Origin of the sequence: Leclercia sp. UBA5076, from assembly GCF_002416465.1 — a bacterium.
Lineage (GTDB): Bacteria > Pseudomonadota > Gammaproteobacteria > Enterobacterales > Enterobacteriaceae > Enterobacter.
In genome coordinates this window covers 79,836-104,154 of record NZ_DIAO01000020.1, presented here as the reverse complement: position 1 = coordinate 104,154, position 24,319 = coordinate 79,836, and the positions used below count along the sequence as shown (strand labels likewise).

Genomic DNA, 24,319 nt, shown 5'->3' with positions numbered 1-24,319 from the left:
ATGAGTTCGTTATATCAATCTATGGTTGCCGTCATTGAGCAGTCCATCGCGCCGCTGGCAGGCAAGCTGGGCCAGCAGAAGTACGTGATTGCCATCCGCGACGGATTTACCGCCGCGCTGCCGTTTATGATCATCGGCTCGTTTATGCTGGTGTTCATCTTCCCGCCGTTCTCCGCGGATACCACCAACAGCTTTGCCCGCGGCTGGCTGGACTTCTCTGAAACCTACCGCGACCAGCTGATGTTGCCGTTTAACCTCAGCATGGGCGTGATGACCTTCTTTATCTCGGTAGGGATTGGCGCCAGCCTGGGCCGCCAGTTTAATCTCGACCCGGTAATGTCCGGCCTGCTGGCCTTTATGGCATTCCTGCTGGTCGCCGCGCCGTATGCCGACGGTAAAATCTCCACCCAGTATCTGTCGGGCCAGGGGATCTTCACCGCGCTGATCACCTCTATCTATGCCACCCGCGTCTACGCCTGGCTGAAGGATCATAACGTCACTATTCGCCTGCCGAAGGAAGTGCCGACCGGCGTGGCGCGCTCGTTTGAGATCCTGATCCCGGTGGTGGTGATAATCGGTACGTTGCACCCGCTGAACCTGTTTATCGAAGCGCAAACCGGGATGATCATTCCGCAGGCGATTATGCACCTGCTGGAGCCGCTGGTTTCCGCCTCTGACTCCCTGCCTGCCATTCTGCTCTCCGTGCTGCTGTGCCAGATCTTCTGGTTTGCCGGCATCCACGGCGCGCTGATTGTCACCGGCATCATGAACCCGTTCTGGATGGCTAACCTTTCTGCCAACCAGGCCGCACTGGCTGCCGGCGCAGCACTGCCGCACGTCTATCTGCAGGGCTTCTGGGATCACTACCTGCTGATTGGCGGCGTGGGCTCTACCCTGCCGCTGGCCTTCCTGCTGCTGCGTAGCCGTGCAACGCACCTGCGCACCATCGGCAAAATGGGCATCGTGCCAAGCTTCTTTAATATCAACGAACCGATTCTGTTCGGTGCGCCGATCATCATGAACCCGATGCTGTTTATTCCGTTCGTGTTCGTTCCGATGATCAACGCTTGTCTGGCGTATACCGCCACCAAACTCGGCTGGCTGGCACAGGTTGTGTCGCTGACGCCGTGGACGACGCCGGCTCCGATTGGCGCCTCCTGGGCGGCAAACTGGGCCCTGAGTCCGGTGGTGATGTGCGTCATTTGTATGGTGATGTCGGCGCTGATGTATTTACCGTTCCTGCGTGCTTATGAGCGCTCCCTGGTGAAAACCGAAGAGCAGAAAGCGCAGGCGTCCGTAGGTGCAGCAGAGACCGTCGGCAATTAAGTCAAAGAGGACGTTTTATGAAATATGCATTTCCCGAAAACTTCTGGTGGGGTAGCGCCTGTTCTGCACTGCAAACCGAAGGGGAAAGCCAGGGCGGCGGCAAAGGATTAACCACCTGGGATCACTGGTTCGCCACACAGCCAAATCGCTTTCACAACGGGGTGGGGCCGCAGAATACCTCCACGTTTTATCAGCACTGGAAAGCCGACATTCAGCTGTTAAAGCAGCTGAACCACAATAGCTTTCGCACCTCGATAAGCTGGGCGCGCCTGATCCCGGAAGGTACCGGTGAAGTGAACCAGGAAGCGGTGGCGTTTTACAACCAGGTGATCGACGAACTGATCGCCCAGGGCATTACGCCATTCATCACCCTGTTCCACTTCGACATGCCGATGGCGATGCAGGAGATTGGCGGCTGGGAAAACCGCGATGTGGTCGCGGCCTATGCCCGCTACGCAGAAACCTGCTTTGAGCTTTTTGGTGATCGGGTAATGCACTGGTTTACCTTTAACGAGCCGATTGTGCCGGTAGAGGGCGGGTATCTGTATGACTTCCACTACCCGAACGTGGTCGATTTCCGTCGCGCCGCCACCGTGGCTTATCACACCGTGCTGGCCCATGCGCAGGCGGTTCGCGCCTTCCGCGCCGGGCATTATGCCGGTGAGATCGGCATCGTACTGAACCTGACGCCGTCCTATCCGCGTTCGCAGAACCCGGCGGACGTGAAAGCTGCGCACCATTGCGATCTGCTGTTTAACCGCAGCTTCCTCGACCCGGTGCTGTGCGGTGAATACCCGGCAGATCTGGTGGCGATGCTGAAAGCGCACGATCAGCTGCCAGCCTGTCTGCCAGAGGACAGCGCGCTGATTGCCGACGGTAAAATCGACCTGCTGGGCATTAACTACTACCAGCCGCGTCGGGTGAAGTGCCGTGATACGGCCATTAATCCCAACGCGCCGTTTATGCCGGAGTGGTTCTTCGACAGCTACGAGATGCCGGGCCGCAAAATGAACCCGCATCGCGGCTGGGAAATCTACGAGCCAGGTATTTACGATATTCTTATTAACCTGCGCGATAATTACGGCAACCCACGCTGTTTTATTTCTGAAAATGGTATGGGCGTTGAAAACGAGCAGCGTTTTATTGAGAACGGTCAGATTAACGACCAATATCGTATCGAATTTATTTCTGAACATCTTAAATGGCTGCATAAAGGCATTAGCGAAGGCTGTAATTGTCTTGGCTACCATATGTGGACATTTATTGATAACTGGTCGTGGTGCAATGCGTATAAAAACCGATATGGCTTTGTCCAGCTCGATTTAGAAACGCAGCAACGCACCATTAAAAAGAGCGGAGAATGGTTTGCCGAAACCTCTCTGAATAATAGTTTCGATAAATAGAGTGGAAGATGATGATTGCCTTAGAAGAAGCAGTAATGGAAATCATCGTCAATGCTGGTCAGTCGCGCAGCCTGTGCTTTGAAGCACTGCATGCTGCGCGGCAGGGCAACTTTGACGAAGCGAAAAGCCTGCTGCGCGAAGCCGATGGCTACGCGCGCCAGGCGCACCATATGCAGACCAAACTCATCGAACAGGACGCAGGCGAAGCCCGTCAGCCGATGACCTTAATTATGGTGCATGCTCAGGATCATTTAATGAACTCGCTGCTGGCCCGTGAATTATCCGAAGAGATTATTCATTTATACCAGCGCTAATATTTAAATATCAGTGATGGAGATAGCTTTACGATAATAGTGTAAACCCTCTGTGCCCGAAAAAAAATAAAATCAACTTGTTCTGATGATAGCGACATATTTTGTCAATGCGGAACGGGATGGTTATTGTCTGAATAAAATTTAAATATATATTGAGATAACCATGAATATGATTAAAAAACTCCCATTAACAATGGCGGTTATCGCCGCGCTTTGCCCAATGACTGTACTCGCACAAGAATTTACGCAGGAGCAAATCGACGCCATTGTGGCCAAAGCGGTGGATAAAGCCCTGGCAGAACGCCAGGCAAAAATGGATGCCGCGGTAGCGAAAAAAGCCGACGTCATCAACGAACCGCAAAGCGCCGCGCAGTCTCCGGATATGGCGATCCCGTTCGGCATTAAATTTACCGGTTATGCCCGTTACGGCGCCCACTTCCAGGCCGCCGATCAGAAATACGTTGCCGTAGATGGCTCCTATAACGGCGCCTCGGCGATTGGTCGTCTGGGTAACGAAAGTAACGGCGGCGAGTTCCAGCTTTCCAAAGCCTTCAAGGGCGACAACGGCGCCATCTGGGACGTCAACGTGATGATTGACCACTGGGGCGACGAAGTTAACCTGAAAAAAGCCTACGCCGGTGTGACCAATATCCTGGAATCCAACCCGAACGCCTATATCTGGGCGGGTCGTGACTTCCACCAGCGTCCGCAACAGGGCATCAACGATTACTTCTGGATGAACCACGATGGCCAGGGTGCCGGGGTGAAGAACTTCGACATCGGCGGTGTGCAGTTTGACGTGGCCACCGTGGCGGCGGTGGAATCCTGTAGCCCGGAAGTGATGGACGATGAAGCGAACCCGTCGCGCATCACCTGTACCGGCGGCTCCGGCACCGGCGACAAGGGCAACTACGCGGCCACCTCCAAAATTCACGGCATGAAGCTCGGCCCGATCGATCTGGAGCTGTACGCCAACTACGGCTTTGACTCCAAAGCCATCGACACCGAAGAGCGTACTAACGCCTGGCAGGGTGGCGTGGTGCTGAGCCATACCAACGACAGCGGCGTGAACAAAGTGATCGCCCGTTACTCTGATAACTCTGACAACAGCGTGTTCAACAAAACCGAGGATCTGACCACGGTGTACGCCAGCTTCGAGGGGCTGCACAAGTTCACCCCGGCGACCCAGGTGGAGTACATTCTGGCCTTCCACGACTATGACAACAGCCGTGACAACACCGACAACCGTAAGAACTACAACGCCATCGTGCGTCCAATGCACTGGTGGAACGACGTTCACTCCACCTGGCTGGAAGCGGGCTGGCAGCACGTTGATTACGACAACGGCGGCGATAACAAAGGCTGGAAGCTGACCCTGTCGCAGAACATGTCTATCGCTATGGGCCCGGAATTCCGTCCGATGCTGCGCTTCTACGTCACCGGCGGCAAGGTGGATAACGAACGCACCGCCCGCGTGAACAACACCAAAGACGAAACGCTCGACGACTTCAACGTCGGCGCAATGTGGGAAGCCTGGTTCTAACCCCTGCTGCGCCCGGCGGCGCTGCGCTTGCACGGGCCTACAAAGTTTTGTAGGCAGGGTAAGCGTAGCGCCACCCGGCAGGCCCCGTGTTATGCTGCTGGCCTTTGAAAAGCCAATATCGCAGGGGAGAACATGGGTTCCACACGTAAAGGGATGCTGAACGTCCTGATCGCCGCCATTTTATGGGGCAGCTCAGGGGTTTGCGCGCAGTACATCATGGAGAAAAGTCATATTTCCTCGCCTTACCTCACCATGGTTCGCCTGCTGTTTGCCGGCGTGATCCTGCTGACACTCTCATTCGTTCACGGCGACAAGATTTTCTCGGTCATCAAAAATCGCAAAGATGCCCTCAGCCTGCTGATTTTCTCGCTCTTCGGGGCGCTGATCGTCCAGCTCACCTTCCTGGTGACGATTGAAAAATCCAACGCCGCCACCGCCACCGTGCTGCAGTTCCTCTCCCCGACCATTATCGTGGCGTGGTTTGCGCTGGCGCGTAAAAAGCGTCCGGGGATTTTCGTGCTGGCGGCGATCATGACCTCGCTCATCGGCACCTTTTTACTGGTCACTCACGGCGATCCGACTTCGCTGACCATCTCCCCTGCCGCGCTCTGCTGGGGCATCGCCTCCGCCTTCTCCGCGGCGTTCTATACCACTTACCCCTCGGCGCTGATTGCCCGCTACGGCACCCTGCCGATTGTCGGCTGGAGTATGCTGCTGGCCGGGTTAATGCTGACGCCGTTCTATGCCGGGCGCGACACCACCTTCGTGGTCGACGGCAGCCTGCTGCTGGCCTTCTTCTATCTGGTGGTGATCGGCACGTCGGTGACCTTCAGCCTCTATCTGAAAGGCGCGCAGATGATTGGCGGGCCAAAGGCGAGCATTCTGAGCTGCGCCGAGCCGCTGAGCAGCGCCCTGCTGTCGGTGATTTTACTGGGGGTGGCGTTTACCCTGCCAGACTGGCTGGGCACGCTGCTGATTGTGTCGTCGGTGGTGCTGATTTCGATGGATTCGAGAAGAAGGGCTCAGACATCGTCGTAGCCTGATGCCCTCTCCCGGCGGGGAGAGGGCCAAAAACTTACTGCGCCTTCACCTTCCCGGCCACCAGCAGCGCCGTCAGCAGCATCAGGGTGCCGGAAATCACCACCGGTGAGGTGAGCCCTAAATTATCCAGCGCCAGGCCGCCCAACGCCGCACCGCAGGTATTCGCCAGCTGGATCACCGCCACCTGAATGGACCCGGCTTTTTCCGCCTGATCGGCCAGCGAGCGGGTGATCCAGGTCGACCAGCCCACCGGAATCAGCGCAAAGGCAAAGCCCCAGATAATCGCGATCGCCGAGGCAACCCATTTGTCGCTGCCCCACAGAATCAGTACAAGCGCGCTGACCGCCAGCACCAGCGGCGCCCCCGCCAGCGCCACCTTCAGGGAGCGTTTCAGGAACTGCGCCGACAGCGAGGTGCCGACAAAGCTGGCGATACCGAAGCTTAACAGCACCAGCGTCAGGCCATCGACGTCAAACCCGGCCATGGTCATAAACACCGGGCGGATATAGGTGAAGAAGGCGAACTGTCCGGCGAAGGCCATAAAGATGGCGGTCATCCCCGCCAGCACACCCGGGCGTTTCAGCAGGCTGAACATGTTCTGCTTGTGGTGCGCGGCTTCGCCCGGCAGCGACGGCAGCGCTTTCCAGACCCACAGAATACAGAGCACGCCCATCACCGCAGCACCGTTAAAGACGTTGCGCCAGCCGATGATCCCCCCGAGGAAGCTGCCGAGCGGCGCGGCAATCACCAGCGCGATGGAGACCGCACCGAAGATCACCGACAGCGCTTTCGGCACGGTGCGCGCCGGCACCAGTCGCATGGTGAGCGAGGCGGACATCGCCCAGAAGCCGCCGAGTCCCAGCCCGAGGCAGGCGCGCCCTAACAGCAACAGGGTGAAACTATCAGCAAAAGAGACCAGCAGGCAGGAGAGGGTCAGCAGCACGCTGAACAGGATCACCACTTTGCGACGGTCAACGGTGCCGATCGCCTGGGTGATAAACAGGCTGGCAAACATCGCCACAAACGCAGTAACGGTAACCGACTGGCCCGCCAGCCCTTCAGATATGCCCAGATCCTGCGCCATCGGCGTCAGCAGGCTGACCGGCAAAAACTCCACGGTAATCAGGCAGGCGACGCAAAACGCCACGGAAAAAACCGCCGACCAGTTCGGGCGAGAAACCGTTTTGGCCTGCGGTTGAATCGTGGGCTGGATATGTTCTGTCATGGCATCACCTGAGATAAAAACGTGCGGAAAAGTCGCGCAGTTTATCATCAAAAGTGTGACATATTTAACGTTTCGACAACTTTTCTTGCATTGCCGCCTTCGCCAGCCCGACGATCCACTCCTGATGCCCGTTAATCATTGGATTCGGCACGGTGCGCGCCAGCTCTTGTGCAGGAACGCCTTTCTGCGACTCCTGGGTCAGGATGCGCACGCGATTTCCCGGTAAATCTTCAAACAGCCAGGCGTGGATCACATCCAGACGTGAGCTGGCATCGCCCTCTACCCAGCCGTGCCAGGCGATGCGCGCGGCCTGGCCTGCGACCGGCGGCACATATTCCGTAACCTGCGCTTCTACCGGAAAGCCGAAGGTTGTGAAACGGAAGCGCGCGCCGTCGCTGAGCAGCGGGCCGCTGCCGTCGTGAAAGCGAATATCCTCGGCATTGCTGTAATACTCCGGCCACAGACGGGTGTCGTTCAGCTGGTCCCAGACGGCCTGCGCGGTCAGCCCAGCGACGATGATTTCGTTGGATGCAAAATTATCGGTAGTGCCCGGCAGGTACTCCTGCGGCCAGATAATGGCGGATTGATTCATGGTTCACCTCATCGTTTGTTAATGGGGTGATGGTGCGCCGGTTAGTGGTATAAATCTAATGACGATGATTTATAATCCTCATCACGAGGCGTGATATCAGTGCAGGAAGAAGACCCCCTCTTCCGGCAGGAAGAGTTGGTTATAACGCAGCTGGAAGGCATTCAGTTCGTACGGATCCGGCTCCATATCGCGCATAAAGCCAAGCGCCAGGCGAACCTGCGCATCGGTGATCGGCGCGGCAAGACGCGCCTTGCGCAGCAGGCGATACCAGTTCTGCAGGTTGTTTTCACTGCTGTCGACGATGCACACCTGCCAGATCAGCAGCACCTGCGCGGCATTGAGCAGATGCGCCTCGTCAGGACGTTCAAGGTAGCGGATAAACTCATTGCCGGCGCTTTTGCCAAACTGATCGATCATCGACTCCAGCGGCACAGGGGCGATCCCCAGCCGTTCGCTGAGACGACGAATGGCGCGCCGGGAGCCCGACGTCATGACGCGAAAGCCCACCACAAATACCACGGCAAGCGTAGCCAGCATTATCCAGACCATGAATTCTCCTTACGGTTAGTCGAGCATAATATCGGGAAACGCAGCGCGTCGACAGCGGACAACGTCGTATTAATGTACTGAAAACAGGTAGTAGAGGACTATGAAAACGGATATCCGCACGCTGGATTTGAATCTTTTGAAAACTCTGGATGCTCTGATGGATGAGCGCAGCGTCACCCGCGCGGCATCACGCTTATCCCTGACCCAGCCCGCGGTCAGCGGCATGCTCAACCGCCTGCGCGATTACTTTGACGATCCGCTGTTTATCCGCGCCCCGCACGGCATAGTGCCAACCACGCGCGCCGAAGAGCTGGCCGCCCCGGTAAAACGTATTCTGGCGGATATCGACGTGCTGCTGCAGCCCACCGGCTTCGATCCCCTGAGCGCCAGCATGACCTTTACCGTTGCCGCCACCGACTACGCATTGCGGGCAGTAATGGTGCCCTTTATCGCAGCCCTTAAGATACGAGCGCCCGCCATCCGCGTGCGGGTGGTACCGGTGGAATCCGACCGTCTGGTCAGCCAGCTTGAGCGGGGCAGCGTTGACGTGGCGCTGATCACTCCACACACCACGCCGGCCGAATTGCATAGTCGCGCACTTTATGATGAACGGTACGTTTGCATGATGCGTGCCGACCATCCGGACGCGGGCAAACCGCTTTCGCTGGCACGTTTTTGCGCCCTAGAGCATGTGCTGGTCTCTTACGAGGGAGACGGTTTTCGCGGGGTGACCGATAGCGTGCTGGAGAAAATTGGTCGAATGCGGCGTGTGGGACTTTCGGTGAGCCATTTTTTAGTACTACCGGACGTGCTGGCTCTCAGCGATATGATTGCCACCGTACCATCACGCATCGCCGAAAATCAGACGGAGATGTTCGTCTGCGAGACACCCGTTTCCGTGCCAGGCTTTACCAAAAGCATGGCCTGGCACGGCAGAACGCACCGCAATCCCGCGCAGGCCTGGTTGCGCGAGCTAATGCTTAAGACCAGTCAGCGCGCCTGAAGCCCTTTCAGCAGCGCCTCATGGAAACGCTGCGGATCCTGCATCTGCGGGGCATGGCCCATATCGTCAAACTCCACCAGCGTGGCGTGTGGGATACGCTTCGCCGTCTCCTTACCCAGCACCGCGTAGTTGCCCAGCGTCTTACGTATTTCCGGCGGGGCAAGATCTTTGCCGATGGCGGTATTGTCCTTCGTGCCGATCATCAATAATACCGGCATCTTCAGCTCGCTGAATTCATACATCACCGGCTGGGTGTAGATCATGTCGTAGAGCAGCGCCGAGTTCCAGGCCACCCGCTCTTTTCCCGGCCCGTTGTTCAGCCCGGCGAGCATGGTGACCCAACGCTCGTACTCCGGCTTCCACTCCCCTGCATAGTAGGTGTTTTTCTCGTACTGGCGGATGCCGTCGGCGCTGGTTTTCAGCTCGCGCTGATACCACTGGTCGACCGTAATATGCGGCACGCCGCGCGCCTTCCAGTCCTCAAGCCCAATCGGGTTGACCATCACCAGCTGTTCCACCTCCTGGGGCCACATCAGCGCGTAGCGGGTCGCCAGCATGCCGCCGGTGGAGTGACCAATAACGGTAACGCGATCGATCCCCAGCTCTTTCAGCAGGGCATGGGTGTTATCCGCCAGCTGCTGGAAGGTGTATTGATAGCGCTCCGGCTTGGTGGATTTGCAGAAGCCCACCTGATCGGGTGCCACCACGCGATAGCCGCTGGCGGTGAGGGCGCGGATGGTGCCGTCCCAGGTGCCGGCGCAGAAGTTTTTACCGTGCATCAGCACCACGGTCCGGCCGTTGGCGTTTTCCGGCTTCACGTCCAGATAGGCCATATCCAATGACTGTTCTTGCGAGGTAAACGTAAAGTGTTTTACCGGCCAGGCGTAGTCAAAATCTTCCAGCTTTTCGCCGTAGGTGGGGGTATCGGCCGCCATCGCGGGTGAGGCCAGCGCCACCAGCAGCGCAAGGCAGGATAATCGTCGGGTCAACATGCAAGCTCTCCGTTAGCAAAGGGGCTAAGGCTGCGCGAAAGGCGGCAGCAAACTAAAACTGTAGAGCATAGGACGGAGCGGATGTGTAAAGCGGGGTAAGGTAATCGGGGTGAGAATGTAAAAAAGCCCGGCATCACGCCGGGCAAAAAGTTACCTGCATACTCAGGCTGCTTTCAAACGTTGCACGCGTTTTTCGCGGCGGATCTTGCGCTCTTCCAGCACCGCAACCATCGCCATCAGGACGATACAGCCGATGGCTGCCGCATCCAGCGCGGCAAAGGTGCCTGCCCAGCCGGTGAGGCCGAAGATCGGCGTGCCGTCGGCAATCATCCCCAGACCCAGCTTGGCGAAGCTGTCGCCGATCAGGTAAGCGAAGGTGCCTTTAATCCCATCGGCAGCGCCGATCGCTTTTTTCGGCACAAAACCTACCGCCGCCACGCCGATCAACAGCTGCGGACCAAAGACCAGGAAGCCGAGCGCGAACAGGGAGGCGAGATAGACGTACTGGTTGCTGGCATGCTGATAAATACCCAGCGTGGCGATAATCAGCGCCAGCGCGACGCAGGCCACCAGCGCACGACGGCCATTGGCGAGATCCGAGAGCCAGCCCCACAGCAGGGTGCCGACCAGCGCGCCTACTTCAAACAGGGTGAAGCCCTGGATCGCCACCTCTTTGGAGAGCTTCAGCTCCTGGAAGGCATACACGGTTGACCACTGGTCGATACCGATGCGCACCACGTACAGGAAGATATTGGAGAAGCAGAGCAGCCAGATCACTTTGTTTTTCAGCACGTACTCAACAAAGATCTGCCATTTGGTCATCTCGTTCTCTTCAGTCTCTTTGTCCTCTTCGCTGATCTCTTCGTTAAACAGCTCTTCGGCTTTACCCAGACCGTATGATTCCGGGGAGTCGCTGCCGAAGCGCAGGCCGATAAAGCCGACGATCAGGGCGATAATCGACGGGAAGATAAACATGCCGATCACGTGGCCGTCGAAGAGGTAGTTCGCGCCGAACAGCGCCACCCCTGCCGCACCCGCCCCGCCGAGGTTGTGGGAGATGTTCCACATGCCGAGGTACGAGCCCCGCTTGCGGCGCGGGGTCCATTTGGTGATGGTGGAGTAGCTGCACGACCCGCCGGTACTCTGGAAGAAACCGCTCAGGGCGTAGAAGGCGATCATCAGGAACAGGCTGACGGAGCCCGCGCCCATGCTGGCGCTGAAGCCGAGCATACAGATGGCGGAGAGGATCAGCATAAACGGCAGGAACTGCTTGGTGTTTTTGCCGTCCGCATAGTACGAGACAACGGTTTTCCCCACCCCGTAGGTGATGGAGAAACCGAGGCCAATCATCCCCAACTGGGTCATGCTCAGCCCGTAGGTCGAGATCATGTCGTTCTGCGCGATGTTAAAGTTTTTGCGGATCAGATACATGGTCAGGTAGCCGATAAAGACCACCAGGTAGGACTGCATGAAGGGTTTGAACCACATTTTGCGCCGCACATCGAGCGGCAGATCCAGGGTCGGCTTGCGCACCTGATTGAGGAAGGCCAGCATGGTTTGCTCCTGAGCTGATTTTTACCTGCGAATGGCAGGCATTGTAAAAATCAGCCAGGAGAGATGCCTGAGACAGCGTCCAGGCGGAACCGGGAAAATTTCTTAGTTTCGCGCCACTCGCGGTGAAAAGGTGAGGCGCATCACATCACACTGGCTTCACGCGGGGCCTGGGCGTTAAGGAACGGCAGCAGCAGCAGGGCCGAAATCCCCGCCGCGATGGCGATCACCGCGAAGAACCCGCTCCAGTGCCAGGTGTCGATCACCCTGGCCAGCGGCCAGCCGGAAAGCGATGCCCCGAGATAGGCGAACAGCCCGACAAAACCGGTCGCCGCCCCTGCCGCGTCCTTGTGGGAGCACTCCGCCGCCGCCATGCCGATCAGCATCTGCGGGCCAAACACAAAGAAGCCGATGGTAAAGAAGCACGCCGCCTGCATCACGTAGCTGGCAAACGGCATCAGCCACAGGGAACCGACCGAGAGCAAAATCCCGGCGGCAAAAATCAGGTTCATTGGACCACGGTTGCCGTTGAAGAGCTTATCCGAGCCCCAGCCCGCCACCAGCGCGCCGATAAACCCGCCCAGCTCAAACATCGTCACCGCCGAGTTGGCGGTGACCAGATCCACACCCAGCGTCTCGGACATGTACAGATTGCCCCAGTCATTGATCGCCGCGCGCACCACGTAGACCAGCACGTAGCAGAGCGACAGCAGCCAGATATAGGGGTTTTTCAGCACATATCGGGTGAGGATCGCCTGGCGGGACAGCCCGGCCCCCTCCTGCTGCTGGGCAATCTCCAGCGCGTCGTGCCGCCAGTCGCCCACCGCCGGCAGACCCACGGTTTGCGGCCGATCGCGCAGACGCCAGCAGAGAAACAGCCCGGCGAGGATCGCGAGACAACCGGCAATCATCATCCCCGCGCGCCAGCCGTAGTGCAGCGCTGCGGCACCGACCACCATCGGGATCAGCGCCCCGCCGACGTTATGGGCGGTGTTCCAGATCGCCCACCAGCCGCCGCGCTCGTTGCGCGAATACCAGGCGGTGAGCAGGCGGGCACAGACCGGCGCGCCCCAGCCCTGGAAAAAGGCGTTCAGCGCCCACAGCAGGGCGAAGGCCCAGAGCGAGGTGGAGAAGCCGAACAGGATGTTCACCACCCCGGTGGCGATCAGGCCAAAACCCATAAAGTAGCGGGCGTTGGAGCGGTCGCTGACGATGCCGGAGAAGAACTTCGACAGGCCATAGGTGATGTAAAACAGCGTCGCCAGCAGGCCGATATCGGTGCGGGTCATCACCCCGCTGGCGAGGATCTCCGGCGCGGCGGCGTTAAAGCTTTTGCGGGTGAAGTAGAACAGCGCGTAGCCGAGCCAGAGGGTGATCAGAATATGGCGTCGCCAGTAACGATAGCGGGCGTCGATTTCCGCCTTATCGCTTATCGGGACTGCATCGACAGGGGGTTTAAACATGGTGACTCCGAAGCGGTAAACTGACGCTGACGCGCGTCCCGTGTGTGCAGGAGATAGTCAGCGTGCCGCCCAGCGCCTTCACGCGTTCGCGCATCCCCGCCAGGCCAAAGCCTTGTTGCCCTGAGCCCGGCGGCAGGCCGCAGCCATCGTCTTCAATCACCAGCCTGAGGCTTTCATCCTGCTGCCAGCCCTGCAGCGTCACCGCGCTGGCGTTGGCGTGTTTGACGATATTGTTCAGCCCTTCCTGACAGACGCGAAACAGCGTGACGCGCTGGCCTTCACTCAGCAATGATTCATCAATGCACCAGTCGAGATGGCTGACGATGCCGCGGCTCTCCAGCTCCATCTCACGCATCAGGGAGCGCACCGCCTGTTCCAGGGTCAGATCGTCCAGCTGGCGCGGACGCAGCCTGCCCAGCAGGCGACGCACCGAGTCATACACGCCCAGCGAGAGCTGTTCGATATGCGCCCCGCCCTGCTTCACCCCGGCGTTGTCCGCCGCCAGACGCTGGACGATACCCGCCTGGGTACGAATGGCGGTAATGGTCTGGCCGATGTCGTCGTGCAGTTCACGCGCCACCTCCTGGCGCACGCTCTCTTCGGTCTCCAGCAGGCGTTCTGCCAGGCGGCGATTGCGCGACAGCTCGGTTTGCAGGGACTGGTTCAGCTCACGCAGACGCTGAATGCCCGCGCCGAGCAGCAGCCCGGTCAGGCTCTGGGCCAGCAGAGAGAGCAGCAGATCCACCGGGTGATCGTGCCAGGTCTGGCTGGCAATCAGCGCGATGGCGTTCATCAGCGTGGCGATCAACGCCCCCTGCCAGCCGTAATGCCAGGCGAGCGCGATGATCGGCAGCGCCAGACAAAACGGCGTAAAGCGCGACAGCTCTGCGGGCAGGCCAAGCTGCAACCACAGGCTCACCACAAACAGCAGCAGATACCAGATGAGATGCCGGGCGCGCCAGTTGACGGGCTGAGAAACCAACGCCGGGCCAAGGGGCTGCCAGACGGTGCTGGTGAGGTAATGCCAGATGACGAGGCAGGTCGGGGCCAGGGTCAGGCCGCCGGTCAGGGTCAGCAGCAGGGTGTTCAGCATCTCCTTTTCGCCCACCCACGGCAGGGACTGCAACAGCGCGGCGGCGATCAGCGCCGCCCCCTGGCGCAGCAGGGTGCGCCAGTCGCGCTGGTGACGATAGCGGGAAATAAGCGCAACCGGGAGGAGCGTGAGCAGGCTTCCGGTCATCAATAAGGGCAGATACGCGAGGGCGACTTCCTGCGACAACCAGATCAGCATCAGCCACTCTGCACCCAATAAAACCGGCCAGTAGCCGCGCGGGCATTGCAGCATCAGCCCCAGCCGCAGGCCGAAAGGGAACAGCAACACCGCCAGCTCCGGGCGTTCTACCAGATGCAGGCTGATGCTCCACAGGCAGAACCAGGCGGCAGAGAAGATAAAGAAGCTGGCGACCACCGCCACCAGCCGGGAGAAAAAGGCGTGCATTACCAGCCGTCAAACATGCGGCGCGCCAGCTCAACGTCATTGCTGACGCCCAGTTTTTCCATCAGGTTGGCGCGGTGAACGTGTACGGTTTTTGGCGACAGGCCAAGCTCAAGGGCGATCTCTTTCACCGCCATTCCCTGAGCCAGCTTTTCCGCCACCTGGCGTTCGCGTCGGGTAAGCGGGTCCTGGCGTCCGGCCGCCAGCTTGAGGGCGATATCTGGCGTCAGGTAGCAACCGCCGGTGGCGACGGTGCGCACGGCGGCAATCAGCTCGTCCGGGCTGCAGCGTTTGGAGAGAAACCCGCGCGCCCCCGAGTTCAGCGCCTGCTCCACCAGCGCCGGACTGTCGTGAACCGAGAGCATGATGGTCGTTATTCCCTTCGGCAGCTGGCTCAGCAGCTCCAGCCCGGAGAGGTCCGGCATTGAGATATCGCAGATACAGACCTGCACCCCGCATCCCGGCAGGCCGGCCAGCGCCTCGCGGCCGGAGCCGAACTCGGCCACCACCTGAAAATCGGGCTCCAGGCTCAGCAGCTGGGCAAATCCGGAGCGGACGATAAGGTGATCGTCGATAAGGGCGATGGTGGTCATGGTGCATTCCTGGCGGGATTAAAAAACGCGCTTACCTTAGCGATAAGCGCGTTACTGTTCAAGCGATGAACGATTCGTGCCGTCAGAGGATGCCTGTGGTCACCGTAAAGCGGCGGGTTTCGGCCGGAGCCAGCGAAATCAGGCTGCCGCTGTGCTGTGCCGCCAGGAACCCTTCCGGGCGGCAGGTGGCCGGAAGCACGAACGCCGCCACCTGCTGATCGCCGTTGTAGAGTATCCAGCGGGTGGCGTAGTTCAGTTCGGCGCTGGCAAAACGCGTAACAAAGGTGACGCCATCCGGGGCGATCATGCGGAATTCCGGGCTATCCGTATAACGATCGAGCTGGTCGGTGAAGAAGACAATCTCCGGATCGTAAAATTGCGGTTCAGAGAGGGTCTTCAGGGTCGCTTCGCCCTGCTGTACACGCTGGTTGAACGCCAGCCACTGTTCGGTAGGTTTAACGTGCGCCGGGATCGACTCGCGCAGCTGAATGGCTTCATCCGGGACGTTCTGGCTGAAGGTGGCCCCCTCAACATACGCATAGTTCATATGGCACATGTACTGGAGCGGCATGGGCACCGTCGCCAGGTTGGTTACAGCCATGGTGATCTCAAACAGGGCGCTGGCTTTACGTAATGTCACCGCGGGCTGCGCCTGGTAGTGATGACCGAAGCCCATCACGTACTCATAGCGTCCGGTCACCCGCAGGCTGTCGCCGCTCAGCTCCAGCCAGGCTTCATCCATTGGCGCGCAGGGCATTTCACCGTGTAGCGGATGGGTATCCTCCGGCGACGGGCAACCATTTGCCAGCAGGCCAGAGTGGAAGGCGAAGCAGCCATAGGTTTCCACCACCTCTTTTGCCGCTTTGGGCTGGCGGAACATATTGCGCATCGTCAGGTCGCGGCCATCAAACTCCGCATCCCAGATCATCTGCCCCAGCCAGGGGAGGATCACCAGGTGACCGCGGCTGTTTTCCACCCGCAGCCCCTCCACGCCGCTGGCGTAGCGAAACGCCGTCACCGTGAAGTCATCGTTTTGCAGCAGGATGCGCGGCTGTTCGGTAAAGAGTGCGCGCCACAGGGGAAGTTGCGTCATGGTGATCCTCCTCAGGAAGCGGTGGCTTCGGTCAATTCGCGGCGCACTTTGCTCTCACGCCAGAAGTAGACGCCCACGTAAACAAAGCACAGCATTGAAACCAGGAACGAAGCCTGCAGCGAGTGGAACAGATCGGCGACATAGCCCTGTACCGCAGGGACCACCGCCGCGCCCACAATCGCCATCACGATCACCGCGCCCGCCATTTCGGTATGTTCGTTGTCCACGGTATCCAGGGTTCCGGCGTAGATAGTGGCCCAGCATGGCCCGAAGAGAATACTGACCAACACCGCAACGTAAACCGCGCTAAAGCCTGGCGCCAGCGCCACATAGGCCAGGAACAGCGCGCCGACCACCGAGTACATAATGAGCACCTTCGCCGGGTTGAAGCGGGTCATCAGAACGTTGGCGATGAACTTGCCGATGAAGAAGCAGGCAAAGCTGTAGACCATAAAGTTGGAGGCGTCGCGTTCGTTGATATCGCCCAGCTCCAGCGCCAGACGGATGGTGAATGACCACACCGCCACCTGCATGCCCACATAGAGGAACTGCGCCACAATACCGCGACGGAAGCGGGCATTGGTGGCGAGGTAGCGCAGGGTATCCATCGCCGACGGGCGCTTACGCTCCGTGGTTTGCGCCACTTTGCAGGTGGGGAAGCGGGTTAACAGAAACAGAACCATCACCACCACCAGAACCATAATCATATACTTGTAAGGCTCCAGCGTGTTCTCCAGCATCAGGATCTTAAAGTTGTGGATCTGCTCGGCGTTCATGCCTGCCATCTGTTTTTCCAGGCTGTCGCCTTCGGAGAAGACCAGATATTTACCCAGCAGGATGCCTGCGGCAGCGCCAATCGGGTAGAAGGTCTGGCTAACGTTCAGGCGCAGCGTGGCATAGGCTTTCGAGCCGATCATTGAGCTGTAGGTATTAGCCGCCGTTTCGAGGAAGCTCAGACCAATCGCGATGGCAAAGATGGCCGCCAGGAACATGGTGTAGGTTGCCATGTGCGAGGCCGGGAAAAAGAGCGTACAGCCTACGATATAGAGCGTTAATCCGATTAAGATCGCCACTTTATAGCTGGTCTTTTTAATTACCAGCGAGGCCGGAATAGCTATCAGGAAATAACCGCCATAAAATGCGCTTTGCACCAGCGCCGAGGCAAAATTGCTGAGTGCAAAGACGCTTTTAAACTGCGTAATTAAAATATCATTTAAAGCAGCAGCGCATCCCCATAATGGGAATAAGCAGGATAACAAAATAAACTGGAACAGAGGGGTTTTATTCAGATAGCCGTCAGGCATCTGAATGATGTTTTTATCGTTCATAGTGCTACCTTTTATTTCGCAGGGTTTTATTATTCGTTCAATGCCAGAAACTCATTGAATTGTTCGATGCTGGGGTAAGAAGACTGGGTGCCTTTCCCGGTGACGCTGAAGGCGGCAAAGAGGGAGGCTTTTTTCATGGCGGCTTCGACGTTGCCGCTCTGCACATAGTAGTGGGCAAAGCAGCCGATAAAGGCATCACCCGCTCCGCTGGTGTCAACGGCATTCACTTTAAAGGCCGGAACCACTACTTCTTTATCACGGGTGAGCCATAGCGCTCCTTTTTCACCCATCGTGACGATAATATTATTCAGCCCTTTATCTACCAGCGAACGCGCCGCGAGGCAGATATTTTCGTAGGTATTTACCGGCATGCCGGTCAGAATTTCCAGCTCGGTTTCATTGGGTACAAAGAAATCGCATTTACAGGCGTAGGACATATCTAATTCACGCAGTGCAGGAGCCGGATTTAATAACACCTTAATGCCATGTTTCTTGCCAAACTCAATGGCGTGATAAACCGTTTCCAGCTGAACTTCCAGCTGCAGGACAATAAGCTGGCACTTTTTCAGATCCTCTGCCGCGCGGTCGATATCTTCCGGCGAAAGGAATTTATTGGCCCCCTTCACAATCAGAATGCTGTTGCTGGAGTTGGCATTAACAAAAATCGGCGCCACGCCGCTGCTGGTGCATGGCACTTTTTCCACATAGGTGGTGTTGATGCCCCAGGACTCCAGATTACGGATGGTGTTATCGGCAAAGATATCGTCACCGACTTTGGTGAGCATCATCACTTTGGAGTTGAGCTTGGCCGCCGCCACCGCCTGATTCGCCCCTTTGCCGCCGCAGCCAATTTTAAAGGCCGGGGCTTCAAGGGTTTCGCCCTCTTTCGGCATCTGATTGATATAGGTGATGAGATCCACCATGTTGGAGCCGATAACCGCGATATCCATGTTTACTACCTCTCTGAAACAATCACTCAACAATGATATTATCGTAACATTATCATGTTATTTCCGTATCATTTGTGACTGCGATCGCGATTAGCGGATCCATTGACGTCGGTTAATGTTTAATCTTCGCGCGGAGTTAAAAGTGAAAAGCAATGTCGGGAATTTAAAATTAACTCATTAATTACAACAGATTGGATGATAATGACAGTTTCAGAAGCGGCTTTTCTTTCCGGCCGGGCGGCAGTATAGTATGACGCAACAAAAATGTTCCTGACGCATCATGCATGTGTTTAAAGGAACATCCTACTGTGCGGAGAGGGTGAATGGAGACGAAGCAAAAAGAACGAATCCGGCGTCTGGTGGAGCTGTTAAAAAAAACCGACCGCATCCATCTGAAAGATGCCGCCCGGATGCTTGAAGTCTCCGTTATGACTATCCGTCGCGATCTCAGCCCGGATAACCATGAGACCGTGCTGCCCCTGACCCTGCTGGGCGGCTATATCGTGATGGTTAATAAACCGGCCACCGCGCCTGCCGCACCGGTGGTACGCAGCCAGACTCACCACCCCGACGATCTGCCTATCGCCATTCTGGCGGCGGGCATGGTGGCGGAAAACGACCTGGTCTTTTTTGATAATGGCCCGGAGATGCCGCTGGTGATTAGCATGATCCCCGACGACATTACCTTTACCGGCATCTGCTATTCCCATCGCGTATTTATGGCGCTTAATGAGAAGCCCAACGCCACCGCCATTTTGTGTGGCGGCACCTACCGGGCAAAAAGCGATGCGTTTTATGACACCAGCAACCCGTCGATACTGGACTCCCTGAACCCGCGCAAGGTGTTTATCTCCGCCAGCGGCGTGCATGAGCACTATGGGGTTACCTGGTTTAACCTTGACGATCTCGCCACCAAGCGCAAAGCCATGCAACATGGCATCCGCAAGATCCTGCTGGCCCGTTACGCCCTGTTTGATGAAGTGGCCCCCGCCAGCATCGGGCCGCTGTCGGCATTTGATGTGCTGATCAGCGACCGCCCGCTTCCGGCAGACTACCCGGCCCACTGCCGGAACGGCTTTGTGAAAATCATCACCCCGGACGCCGCCGGGGAGTAAGTTACTCGAAGAACACCGCAATTTTGTTAAACATGGTCGGATCGGACTGGTTACGCACCACTTTCACCACATCTTCCAGCTTGTCGATCTGGGCCATCATCTGCTCCAGACGCTGGTCATCATTCACCAGTAGCCAGATACGGCTGTGCTCGCTGCCCTGGATTGGTAAACAGAGGATGCCTTCCACGTTGAACGCCCGGCGGGCAAACAGCCCGCAGACGTGGGTCATGACGCCTGGGTGGTTGCGGACGGTGAGTTCCAGAATGACGTTATCATTTTGCTTCTGCATGGCTTATTCCCCCACCATTTCTGTATTGGCCGCACCCGGCGGTACCATCGGATAAACTTTTTGTTGTGGATCGATACGCACGTGGATCAGTGCCGGGCCTGGGCGCGAGATCGCCGCCTGAAGTGCGGCCTGCGCATCCTCTTCGGCATTCAGATCGCAGGTGTGCAGGCCAAACCCGGCGGCAATCTGCATAAAGTTAATCATCCCCGGATAGGTGGCGGCAAAGACGCCCTGCTTGTAGAACAGGCTCTGCTGCTGATGCACCAGGCCCAGCGCTTCGTTGTTCATCAGAATGATTTTCACATCCAACTGATTTTCCGCCGCGGTGGCCATCTCCTGGATGTTCATCATCAGGCTGCCGTCGCCGGAGAAGCAGATCACCTTGCGGTCCGGATTCGCCAGCGCCGCGCCCACTGCCGCAGGCAGGCCAAAGCCCATGGTCCCCAGCCCGCCGGAGGTCAGCCACTGACGCGGACGGTTCAGTGGATAGGCCTGGGCGGTCCACATCTGATGCTGTCCCACGTCGGTGGTGATAATGGCGCTGTCGTCCACGCAGGCGGCCACGGCGTTAATCAGCCCGTAGTGGCTCAGCGGATCGCCGCCGGTCGGGATAGCGCCCGGGAACTCCTGCTGCAGACCGGTGACCTGCTCACGCCACGCGGTGCGCGGGGTGGCGTCGATGTGCGGCAGCAGCTGCGCCAGCACCTCGTTAACATCGCCCTGGATCGCCACGTGTGGCTGCTTGATTTTGCCCAGCTCGGCGCGGTCGATATCCACGTGAATGATTTTGGCGTTCGGGCAGAACTGCTCGGTTTTGCCGATCGCCCGGTCATCAAAACGTGCCCCGAGAACGATCAGCAGGTCAGCTTCCTGCAGAATAAAGTTGGTGCTGCGCGCGCCATGCATCCCGAGCATGCCCAGCGACAGCGGGTGCGCTTTAGGCAGCATGCCCAGCGCCATCAGGGTCATGGTGGTTGGCAGGTTGGCCTTTTCTGCCAGGGTACGCACCGCATCAGGCGCGTCGATCACCCCGCCGCCCAGATAGAGCACCGGACGCTGGGCGGCGTTAATCATCGCCGCCGCCTCGCGCACGCTCTCCGCGCTGAATGCCGGCGATGGCGCACGGGTGCCTGGCTCTGGCAGTACCTCGATCTCAATTTCAGCGGTCTGCACATCCTTAGGAATGTCTATCCACACCGGACCCGGACGACCGGACTGGGCGATACGGAACGCATCGCTGATAACCTGCGGTAATTCGCTGATATCGCGCACTAAATAGTTGTGCTTGGTGATGGGGATAGAGATGCCGTAGGTGTCCACTTCCTGAAACGCATCGGTGCCGATCATCGAGGCAGGCACCTGGCCGGTAATGCAGACTAACGGAATGGAGTCGAGACGCGCGTCGGCGATGGCGGTCACCAGGTTGGTGGCCCCCGGCCCGCTACAGGCCATGCAAACCGCCGGTTTGCCCTGGGTACGCGCCATGCCCTGGGCGATAAAGCCTGCGCCCTGTTCGTGTCGCGCCAGCACGTGACGGATCTGCGTGCTCTGGCTTAAGGCGTCATACAGCGGGAGTACCGTTCCGCCAGGGATACCCGCAACCGTGGTAATGCCCTGACGTTCCAGCAGATGAACGATTAACTGCGCGCCTGTGAAACGCGTCTTGTGTGATGTTGTGCCCGAACTTGCCATGCTCCAGTCCTCTTATTGTGATCTGAGCCGACTTTCCGGGGGGCTTTAAACGAAAAACCCCGCCGGTTTGCGCCGGCGGGGTTTGGAATCGTGTGTTGATCCAGTCCCTACGGCGCATTGCCGACGACGACCACCACACGCACGACGACCACTGCGGCTGGTTGCGCAGTTTTTAGTAGGGTCGAGGTCAGCATGGAAGAGGTCATTAGGAACCTGTCTCTGGAATCATTGATAGAATTTATACAAACACAGGTTTTCAGGCGTGACAATGGAAATATTTTCATCTGCGCAAAAATGCGTCAGGGATCACGTTTCGTTTATTAGGTGATGAAAACAAAAAACCCCGCCGGAGCGAGGTTTTTTTTACAGCGTTTGCGGCTGGTGACCGCAGAGCACACTGTGTTACGTCAACGCCCGAAGTATACGCGATCGCACAGGAACGCGCAATTTGGGGCACGGATTTTGACGCATTTGAGTATGGATCGCCCTTCACGTTTTGTCCATAAATTACTGTTCATATATACAGTATTTATCTATACTGGTGGTGTTCACAGGGTGTGAGGGGAGCCGCTCGTAGTACACCGGCGCAACGAAGTCCTGGCTGAAACGGGTGGTGCCGTCAGCGCCTCCACTCCCCAACTGAGCACACTGTGTTACGTCAACAAAGGTGCTGGTCACAGGCGGCGGAAAGGTACGCCAGCATCGTGCTCCTTAACCAGAGGAGACGCGTATGAGCGTAGTGGATATGGTTGTACTTATCCTCAAACTCATTGTTGCAGCACTGCAACTGCTTGATGCTGTCCTGAAATACGTGAAGTAATTCAGGTTCAAGTCGCACCGAAGAGGGGCGGGAAACCGCCCCTCTTTAACAACGATAATAACGAGGGAATGCTATGTCGCGTTTGCTAATTGAACCCGTTACGCCGGACGAACCGGGGTATATCGCGCTTAAGGCCGAGAGCGTCGCGCTTAATTTCAACATGCTGCGCAGGCTGGAAGAGAACTGGCAGCGCGGCGAAAACCGCTTCAATGCCCCCGGCGAAAAGCTGCTGGGTGCGTTTCTCAATGGCAAGCTGGTAGGAATTTGCGGACTAAACCGCGATCCGTTCAGCCAGCAGCCGCGGGCCGGTCGCATCCGCCATTTCTATATCAGCGAAAAGTGTCGCGGGCAGGGTATCGGCAGGCAGCTGCTCGATGTGGTGATGGCCGATGCCAGCATATGGTTCGATTTTCTCAATACCCATGCGCCCCAGACCGCCTGGGCCTTCTACCAGCGGTCAGGCTTTACGCTGGTCGCCGATGAACCGCGCGTGACGCACCGGCTGTTTTGCGCGGTTTAAGCAAATGAATTAACGCTGGCAACATTCGTTGCCGCTGTCGTTTAAAAATCCTGCCTTCTTGCCTCTTCCCGTTATTCAGCCGGGTACTTAACTTGTCATTTTCCTGTGGTAGATTCCTCGCGCATTTATGGGAATGCGTAGTTACTTATTCTTTATTTCTCACTTTTGGCAAAAGTATTCAGCGACATGAAAAAACAGCGGAACGTTAATTTACTCTTGATGTTGATCTTGCTGGTCGCCGTCGGTCAGATGGCGCAAACCATCTATATCCCGGCCATTGCGGACATGGCGAAGGAACTCCAGGTCCGCGAAGGGGCGATCCAGAGCGTGATGGGCGCCTATCTGCTGACCTATGGGGTATCGCAGCTCGTCTACGGCCCGCTTTCGGACCGCGTGGGTCGCCGCCCGGTGATCCTGGTCGGCATGACGATTTTTATGATCGCGACGGTCATCGCCATGACCACCCACAGCCTGAGCGTGCTGATTGCCGCCAGCGCGTTGCAGGGCGTCGGCACCGGCGTCGGCGGGGTGATGGCACGCACGCTGCCGCGGGATATGTATCAGGGCACCCAGTTGCGCCACGCCAATAGCCTGCTGAACATGGGCATCCTGGTGAGCCCGCTGCTGGCGCCGCTGATTGGCGGCCTGCTGGATACCGTCTGGTCATGGCGGGCCTGCTATGGCTTCCTGCTGATGCTGTGCGCCATCGTTACCTTCAGCATGGCGCGCTGGATGCCGGAAACCCGGCCCGCTGAGGCGCCTCGCACCAGACTGCTCACCAGCTACAAAATCCTTTTCGGCAACGGGGCGTTTAACTGCTACGTGCTGATGCTGATTGGGGGCCTGGCGGGTATCGCCGTATTCGAAGCCAGTTCGGGCGTGCTGTTGGGCGCCGGGCTGGGTCTCAGCAGTATGGTGGTAAGTATTCTGTTTATTCTGCCGATCCCGGCGGCGTTCTTCGGCGCATGGTTTGCCGGACGCGCCAATAAACGCTTTACCACCCTGATGTGGCAGTCGGTGGCAAGCTGCCTGCTGGCGGGGCTGATGATGTGGATCCCGGGGCTGTTCGGGGTGATGAATGTCTGGACCCTGCTGATCCCGGCTGCGCTCTTCTTCTTTGGCGCGGGGATGCTCTTCCCGCTGGCGACCAGCGGCGCGATGGAGCCCTTCCCGTTCCTCGCGGGTACCGCCGGGGCGCTGGTGGGAGGATTGCAGAATATCGGCTCCGGCGCGCTGGCCTGGCTCTCGGCGATGATGCCGCAAAACGGACAGGCCAGCCTTGGTCTGCTGATGACCTTAATGGGGCTGCTGATTGTGCTGTGCTGGCTGCCGCTGGCCTCCCGCGCCTCACATCACCAGCAGGCGGTGTAGCGTTCACTTGCCCTCGCGTCCGTTTCCTGTTTTCTTAAGGGGATAACGCCT

At 58.0% G+C, this 24,319-nt stretch carries 24 protein-coding genes; 10 read left to right on the top strand and 14 right to left on the bottom strand.

Annotated features, from left to right (window positions below):
• From B3X29_RS20450 to B3X29_RS20430, 5 genes are all read left to right on the top strand, one after another.
• The gene (locus B3X29_RS20450) at window positions 1–1,326 is read left to right on the top strand and encodes a PTS sugar transporter subunit IIC (protein ID WP_103177668.1); all 1,326 of its coding nucleotides are present in this window, start codon (window positions 1–3) and stop codon (window positions 1,324–1,326) included.
• A 17-nt stretch (window positions 1,327–1,343) separates the two neighbouring features.
• Window positions 1,344–2,729: a glycoside hydrolase family 1 protein gene (locus B3X29_RS20445; protein ID WP_103177667.1), complete on the top strand. Its 1,386-nt coding sequence runs from the start codon at window positions 1,344–1,346 to the stop codon at window positions 2,727–2,729.
• A gap of 11 nt (window positions 2,730–2,740) precedes the next feature.
• Window positions 2,741–3,043, top strand: a complete 303-nt coding sequence (locus B3X29_RS20440) for a PTS lactose/cellobiose transporter subunit IIA (RefSeq protein ID WP_072250852.1) — start codon at window positions 2,741–2,743, stop codon at window positions 3,041–3,043.
• A 163-nt stretch (window positions 3,044–3,206) separates the two neighbouring features.
• A complete protein-coding gene (locus B3X29_RS20435; protein WP_103177666.1) occupies window positions 3,207–4,586 on the top strand; it encodes a carbohydrate porin in 1,380 nt (459 codons plus the stop codon).
• A 132-nt stretch (window positions 4,587–4,718) separates the two neighbouring features.
• Window positions 4,719–5,624 carry a DMT family transporter gene (locus tag B3X29_RS20430; RefSeq protein ID WP_103177665.1) on the top strand — a complete coding sequence of 302 codons (906 nt, stop codon included), beginning with the start codon at window positions 4,719–4,721 and terminating at the stop codon, window positions 5,622–5,624.
• Window positions 5,625–5,661: 37 nt separating this feature from the next.
• Here the strand turns inward: B3X29_RS20430 and nepI are convergent, their stop codons facing one another.
• From nepI to B3X29_RS20415, 3 genes are all read right to left on the bottom strand, one after another.
• Window positions 5,662–6,852 (bottom strand): purine ribonucleoside efflux pump NepI, encoded by a 1,191-nt coding sequence (nepI, locus tag B3X29_RS20425; RefSeq protein WP_156653656.1) that lies wholly within the window; start codon window positions 6,850–6,852, stop codon window positions 5,662–5,664.
• 64 nt (window positions 6,853–6,916) lie between these two features.
• The gene (locus B3X29_RS20420; protein WP_103177663.1) at window positions 6,917–7,444 is read right to left on the bottom strand and encodes an SRPBCC domain-containing protein; all 528 of its coding nucleotides are present in this window, start codon (window positions 7,442–7,444) and stop codon (window positions 6,917–6,919) included.
• 96 nt (window positions 7,445–7,540) lie between these two features.
• Window positions 7,541–7,993: a DUF1198 domain-containing protein gene (locus B3X29_RS20415; RefSeq protein ID WP_103177662.1), complete on the bottom strand. Its 453-nt coding sequence runs from the start codon at window positions 7,991–7,993 to the stop codon at window positions 7,541–7,543.
• Between the two features lie 100 nt (window positions 7,994–8,093).
• Between B3X29_RS20415 and B3X29_RS20410 the strand changes: the two genes are divergently transcribed.
• Window positions 8,094–8,996, top strand: coding sequence for a LysR family transcriptional regulator (locus tag B3X29_RS20410; RefSeq protein ID WP_103177661.1), 903 nt, complete (start codon window positions 8,094–8,096; stop codon window positions 8,994–8,996).
• On the opposite strand, the gene B3X29_RS20405 is transcribed toward B3X29_RS20410, so the two are convergent.
• The 8 genes from B3X29_RS20405 to rbsK all read right to left on the bottom strand — a co-directional run bounded on the left by B3X29_RS20405 (window position 8,984) and on the right by rbsK (window position 18,461).
• Complete coding sequence (locus B3X29_RS20405; protein WP_159340370.1) at window positions 8,984–9,988, bottom strand: alpha/beta fold hydrolase; 1,005 nt, start codon at window positions 9,986–9,988, stop codon at window positions 8,984–8,986. The two genes, B3X29_RS20410 and B3X29_RS20405, sit on opposite strands and share 13 nt — an antisense overlap.
• A 162-nt stretch (window positions 9,989–10,150) precedes the next feature.
• Entirely contained in the window at window positions 10,151–11,542 is a 1,392-nt protein-coding gene (gene uhpT, locus B3X29_RS20400; protein ID WP_103177659.1) for a hexose-6-phosphate:phosphate antiporter, read from the bottom strand.
• A gap of 140 nt (window positions 11,543–11,682) precedes the next feature.
• Window positions 11,683–13,002, bottom strand: a complete 1,320-nt coding sequence (locus B3X29_RS20395) for an MFS transporter (protein WP_103177658.1) — start codon at window positions 13,000–13,002, stop codon at window positions 11,683–11,685.
• The gene (gene uhpB / locus B3X29_RS20390) at window positions 12,995–14,500 is read right to left on the bottom strand and encodes a signal transduction histidine-protein kinase/phosphatase UhpB (RefSeq protein WP_103177657.1); all 1,506 of its coding nucleotides are present in this window, start codon (window positions 14,498–14,500) and stop codon (window positions 12,995–12,997) included. The genes B3X29_RS20395 and uhpB overlap by 8 nt, the downstream gene beginning before the upstream one ends.
• Window positions 14,500–15,090 (bottom strand): transcriptional regulator UhpA, encoded by a 591-nt coding sequence (gene uhpA, locus B3X29_RS20385; RefSeq protein WP_159340371.1) that lies wholly within the window; start codon window positions 15,088–15,090, stop codon window positions 14,500–14,502. The genes uhpB and uhpA overlap by 1 nt, the downstream gene beginning before the upstream one ends.
• A gap of 82 nt (window positions 15,091–15,172) precedes the next feature.
• On the bottom strand, window positions 15,173–16,183 hold the full coding sequence (locus B3X29_RS20380) for an aldose 1-epimerase family protein (RefSeq protein ID WP_159340372.1): 1,011 nt from the start codon (window positions 16,181–16,183) through the stop codon (window positions 15,173–15,175).
• An 11-nt stretch (window positions 16,184–16,194) separates the two neighbouring features.
• Window positions 16,195–17,511 (bottom strand): L-fucose:H+ symporter permease, encoded by a 1,317-nt coding sequence (fucP, locus tag B3X29_RS20375; protein ID WP_103177654.1) that lies wholly within the window; start codon window positions 17,509–17,511, stop codon window positions 16,195–16,197.
• Between the two features lie 29 nt (window positions 17,512–17,540).
• Entirely contained in the window at window positions 17,541–18,461 is a 921-nt protein-coding gene (gene rbsK / locus B3X29_RS20370) for a ribokinase (protein ID WP_159340373.1), read from the bottom strand.
• A gap of 323 nt (window positions 18,462–18,784) precedes the next feature.
• On the opposite strand from rbsK, the gene B3X29_RS20365 reads away from it, so the two are divergent.
• Complete coding sequence (locus B3X29_RS20365; RefSeq protein ID WP_103177652.1) at window positions 18,785–19,576, top strand: DeoR family transcriptional regulator; 792 nt, start codon at window positions 18,785–18,787, stop codon at window positions 19,574–19,576.
• Window position 19,577: 1 nt separating this feature from the next.
• Here the strand turns inward: B3X29_RS20365 and ilvN are convergent, their stop codons facing one another.
• The 3 genes from ilvN to ivbL all read right to left on the bottom strand — a co-directional run bounded on the left by ilvN (window position 19,578) and on the right by ivbL (window position 21,763).
• Window positions 19,578–19,865 carry an acetolactate synthase small subunit gene (ilvN, locus tag B3X29_RS20360; RefSeq protein WP_039032259.1) on the bottom strand — a complete coding sequence of 96 codons (288 nt, stop codon included), beginning with the start codon at window positions 19,863–19,865 and terminating at the stop codon, window positions 19,578–19,580.
• Window positions 19,866–19,868: 3 nt separating this feature from the next.
• On the bottom strand, window positions 19,869–21,557 hold the full coding sequence (gene ilvB, locus B3X29_RS20355) for an acetolactate synthase large subunit (protein WP_103177651.1): 1,689 nt from the start codon (window positions 21,555–21,557) through the stop codon (window positions 19,869–19,871).
• A 107-nt stretch (window positions 21,558–21,664) separates the two neighbouring features.
• Window positions 21,665–21,763, bottom strand: a complete 99-nt coding sequence (gene ivbL / locus B3X29_RS20350) for an ilvB operon leader peptide IvbL (RefSeq protein WP_103177650.1) — start codon at window positions 21,761–21,763, stop codon at window positions 21,665–21,667.
• 524 nt (window positions 21,764–22,287) lie between these two features.
• On the opposite strand from ivbL, the gene tisB reads away from it, so the two are divergent.
• The 3 genes from tisB to emrD all read left to right on the top strand — a co-directional run bounded on the left by tisB (window position 22,288) and on the right by emrD (window position 24,268).
• Window positions 22,288–22,377 carry a type I toxin-antitoxin system toxin TisB gene (tisB, locus tag B3X29_RS20345; RefSeq protein WP_039032257.1) on the top strand — a complete coding sequence of 30 codons (90 nt, stop codon included), beginning with the start codon at window positions 22,288–22,290 and terminating at the stop codon, window positions 22,375–22,377.
• A 73-nt stretch (window positions 22,378–22,450) separates the two neighbouring features.
• Window positions 22,451–22,897: a GNAT family N-acetyltransferase gene (locus B3X29_RS20340; RefSeq protein ID WP_159340374.1), complete on the top strand. Its 447-nt coding sequence runs from the start codon at window positions 22,451–22,453 to the stop codon at window positions 22,895–22,897.
• A gap of 186 nt (window positions 22,898–23,083) precedes the next feature.
• A complete protein-coding gene (gene emrD, locus B3X29_RS20335) occupies window positions 23,084–24,268 on the top strand; it encodes a multidrug efflux MFS transporter EmrD (protein ID WP_159340375.1) in 1,185 nt (394 codons plus the stop codon).
• Window positions 24,269–24,319 lie beyond the last annotated feature (51 nt).

Bases quoted from the DNA above. Each gene is read 5' to 3' on its own strand.
- B3X29_RS20450 (WP_103177668.1), top strand. From the start codon at position 1: ATGAGTTCGTTATATCAATCTATGGTTGCCGTCATTGAGCAGTCCATC.
- B3X29_RS20445 (WP_103177667.1), top strand. From the start codon at position 1,344: ATGAAATATGCATTTCCCGAAAACTTCTGGTGGGGTAGCGCCTGTTCT.
- B3X29_RS20440 (WP_072250852.1), top strand. From the start codon at position 2,741: ATGATTGCCTTAGAAGAAGCAGTAATGGAAATCATCGTCAATGCTGGT.
- B3X29_RS20435 (WP_103177666.1), top strand. From the start codon at position 3,207: ATGAATATGATTAAAAAACTCCCATTAACAATGGCGGTTATCGCCGCG.
- B3X29_RS20430 (WP_103177665.1), top strand. From the start codon at position 4,719: ATGGGTTCCACACGTAAAGGGATGCTGAACGTCCTGATCGCCGCCATT.
- nepI (WP_156653656.1), bottom strand. From the start codon at position 6,852: ATGACAGAACATATCCAGCCCACGATTCAACCGCAGGCCAAAACGGTT.
- B3X29_RS20420 (WP_103177663.1), bottom strand. From the start codon at position 7,444: ATGAATCAATCCGCCATTATCTGGCCGCAGGAGTACCTGCCGGGCACT.
- B3X29_RS20415 (WP_103177662.1), bottom strand. From the start codon at position 7,993: ATGGTCTGGATAATGCTGGCTACGCTTGCCGTGGTATTTGTGGTGGGC.
- B3X29_RS20410 (WP_103177661.1), top strand. From the start codon at position 8,094: ATGAAAACGGATATCCGCACGCTGGATTTGAATCTTTTGAAAACTCTG.
- B3X29_RS20405 (WP_159340370.1), bottom strand. From the start codon at position 9,988: ATGTTGACCCGACGATTATCCTGCCTTGCGCTGCTGGTGGCGCTGGCC.
- uhpT (WP_103177659.1), bottom strand. From the start codon at position 11,542: ATGCTGGCCTTCCTCAATCAGGTGCGCAAGCCGACCCTGGATCTGCCG.
- B3X29_RS20395 (WP_103177658.1), bottom strand. From the start codon at position 13,002: ATGTTTAAACCCCCTGTCGATGCAGTCCCGATAAGCGATAAGGCGGAA.
- uhpB (WP_103177657.1), bottom strand. From the start codon at position 14,500: ATGCACGCCTTTTTCTCCCGGCTGGTGGCGGTGGTCGCCAGCTTCTTT.
- uhpA (WP_159340371.1), bottom strand. From the start codon at position 15,090: ATGACCACCATCGCCCTTATCGACGATCACCTTATCGTCCGCTCCGGA.
- B3X29_RS20380 (WP_159340372.1), bottom strand. From the start codon at position 16,183: ATGACGCAACTTCCCCTGTGGCGCGCACTCTTTACCGAACAGCCGCGC.
- fucP (WP_103177654.1), bottom strand. From the start codon at position 17,511: ATGAACGATAAAAACATCATTCAGATGCCTGACGGCTATCTGAATAAA.
- rbsK (WP_159340373.1), bottom strand. From the start codon at position 18,461: ATGGATATCGCGGTTATCGGCTCCAACATGGTGGATCTCATCACCTAT.
- B3X29_RS20365 (WP_103177652.1), top strand. From the start codon at position 18,785: ATGGAGACGAAGCAAAAAGAACGAATCCGGCGTCTGGTGGAGCTGTTA.
- ilvN (WP_039032259.1), bottom strand. From the start codon at position 19,865: ATGCAGAAGCAAAATGATAACGTCATTCTGGAACTCACCGTCCGCAAC.
- ilvB (WP_103177651.1), bottom strand. From the start codon at position 21,557: ATGGCAAGTTCGGGCACAACATCACACAAGACGCGTTTCACAGGCGCG.
- ivbL (WP_103177650.1), bottom strand. From the start codon at position 21,763: ATGACCTCTTCCATGCTGACCTCGACCCTACTAAAAACTGCGCAACCA.
- tisB (WP_039032257.1), top strand. From the start codon at position 22,288: ATGAGCGTAGTGGATATGGTTGTACTTATCCTCAAACTCATTGTTGCA.
- B3X29_RS20340 (WP_159340374.1), top strand. From the start codon at position 22,451: ATGTCGCGTTTGCTAATTGAACCCGTTACGCCGGACGAACCGGGGTAT.
- emrD (WP_159340375.1), top strand. From the start codon at position 23,084: ATGAAAAAACAGCGGAACGTTAATTTACTCTTGATGTTGATCTTGCTG.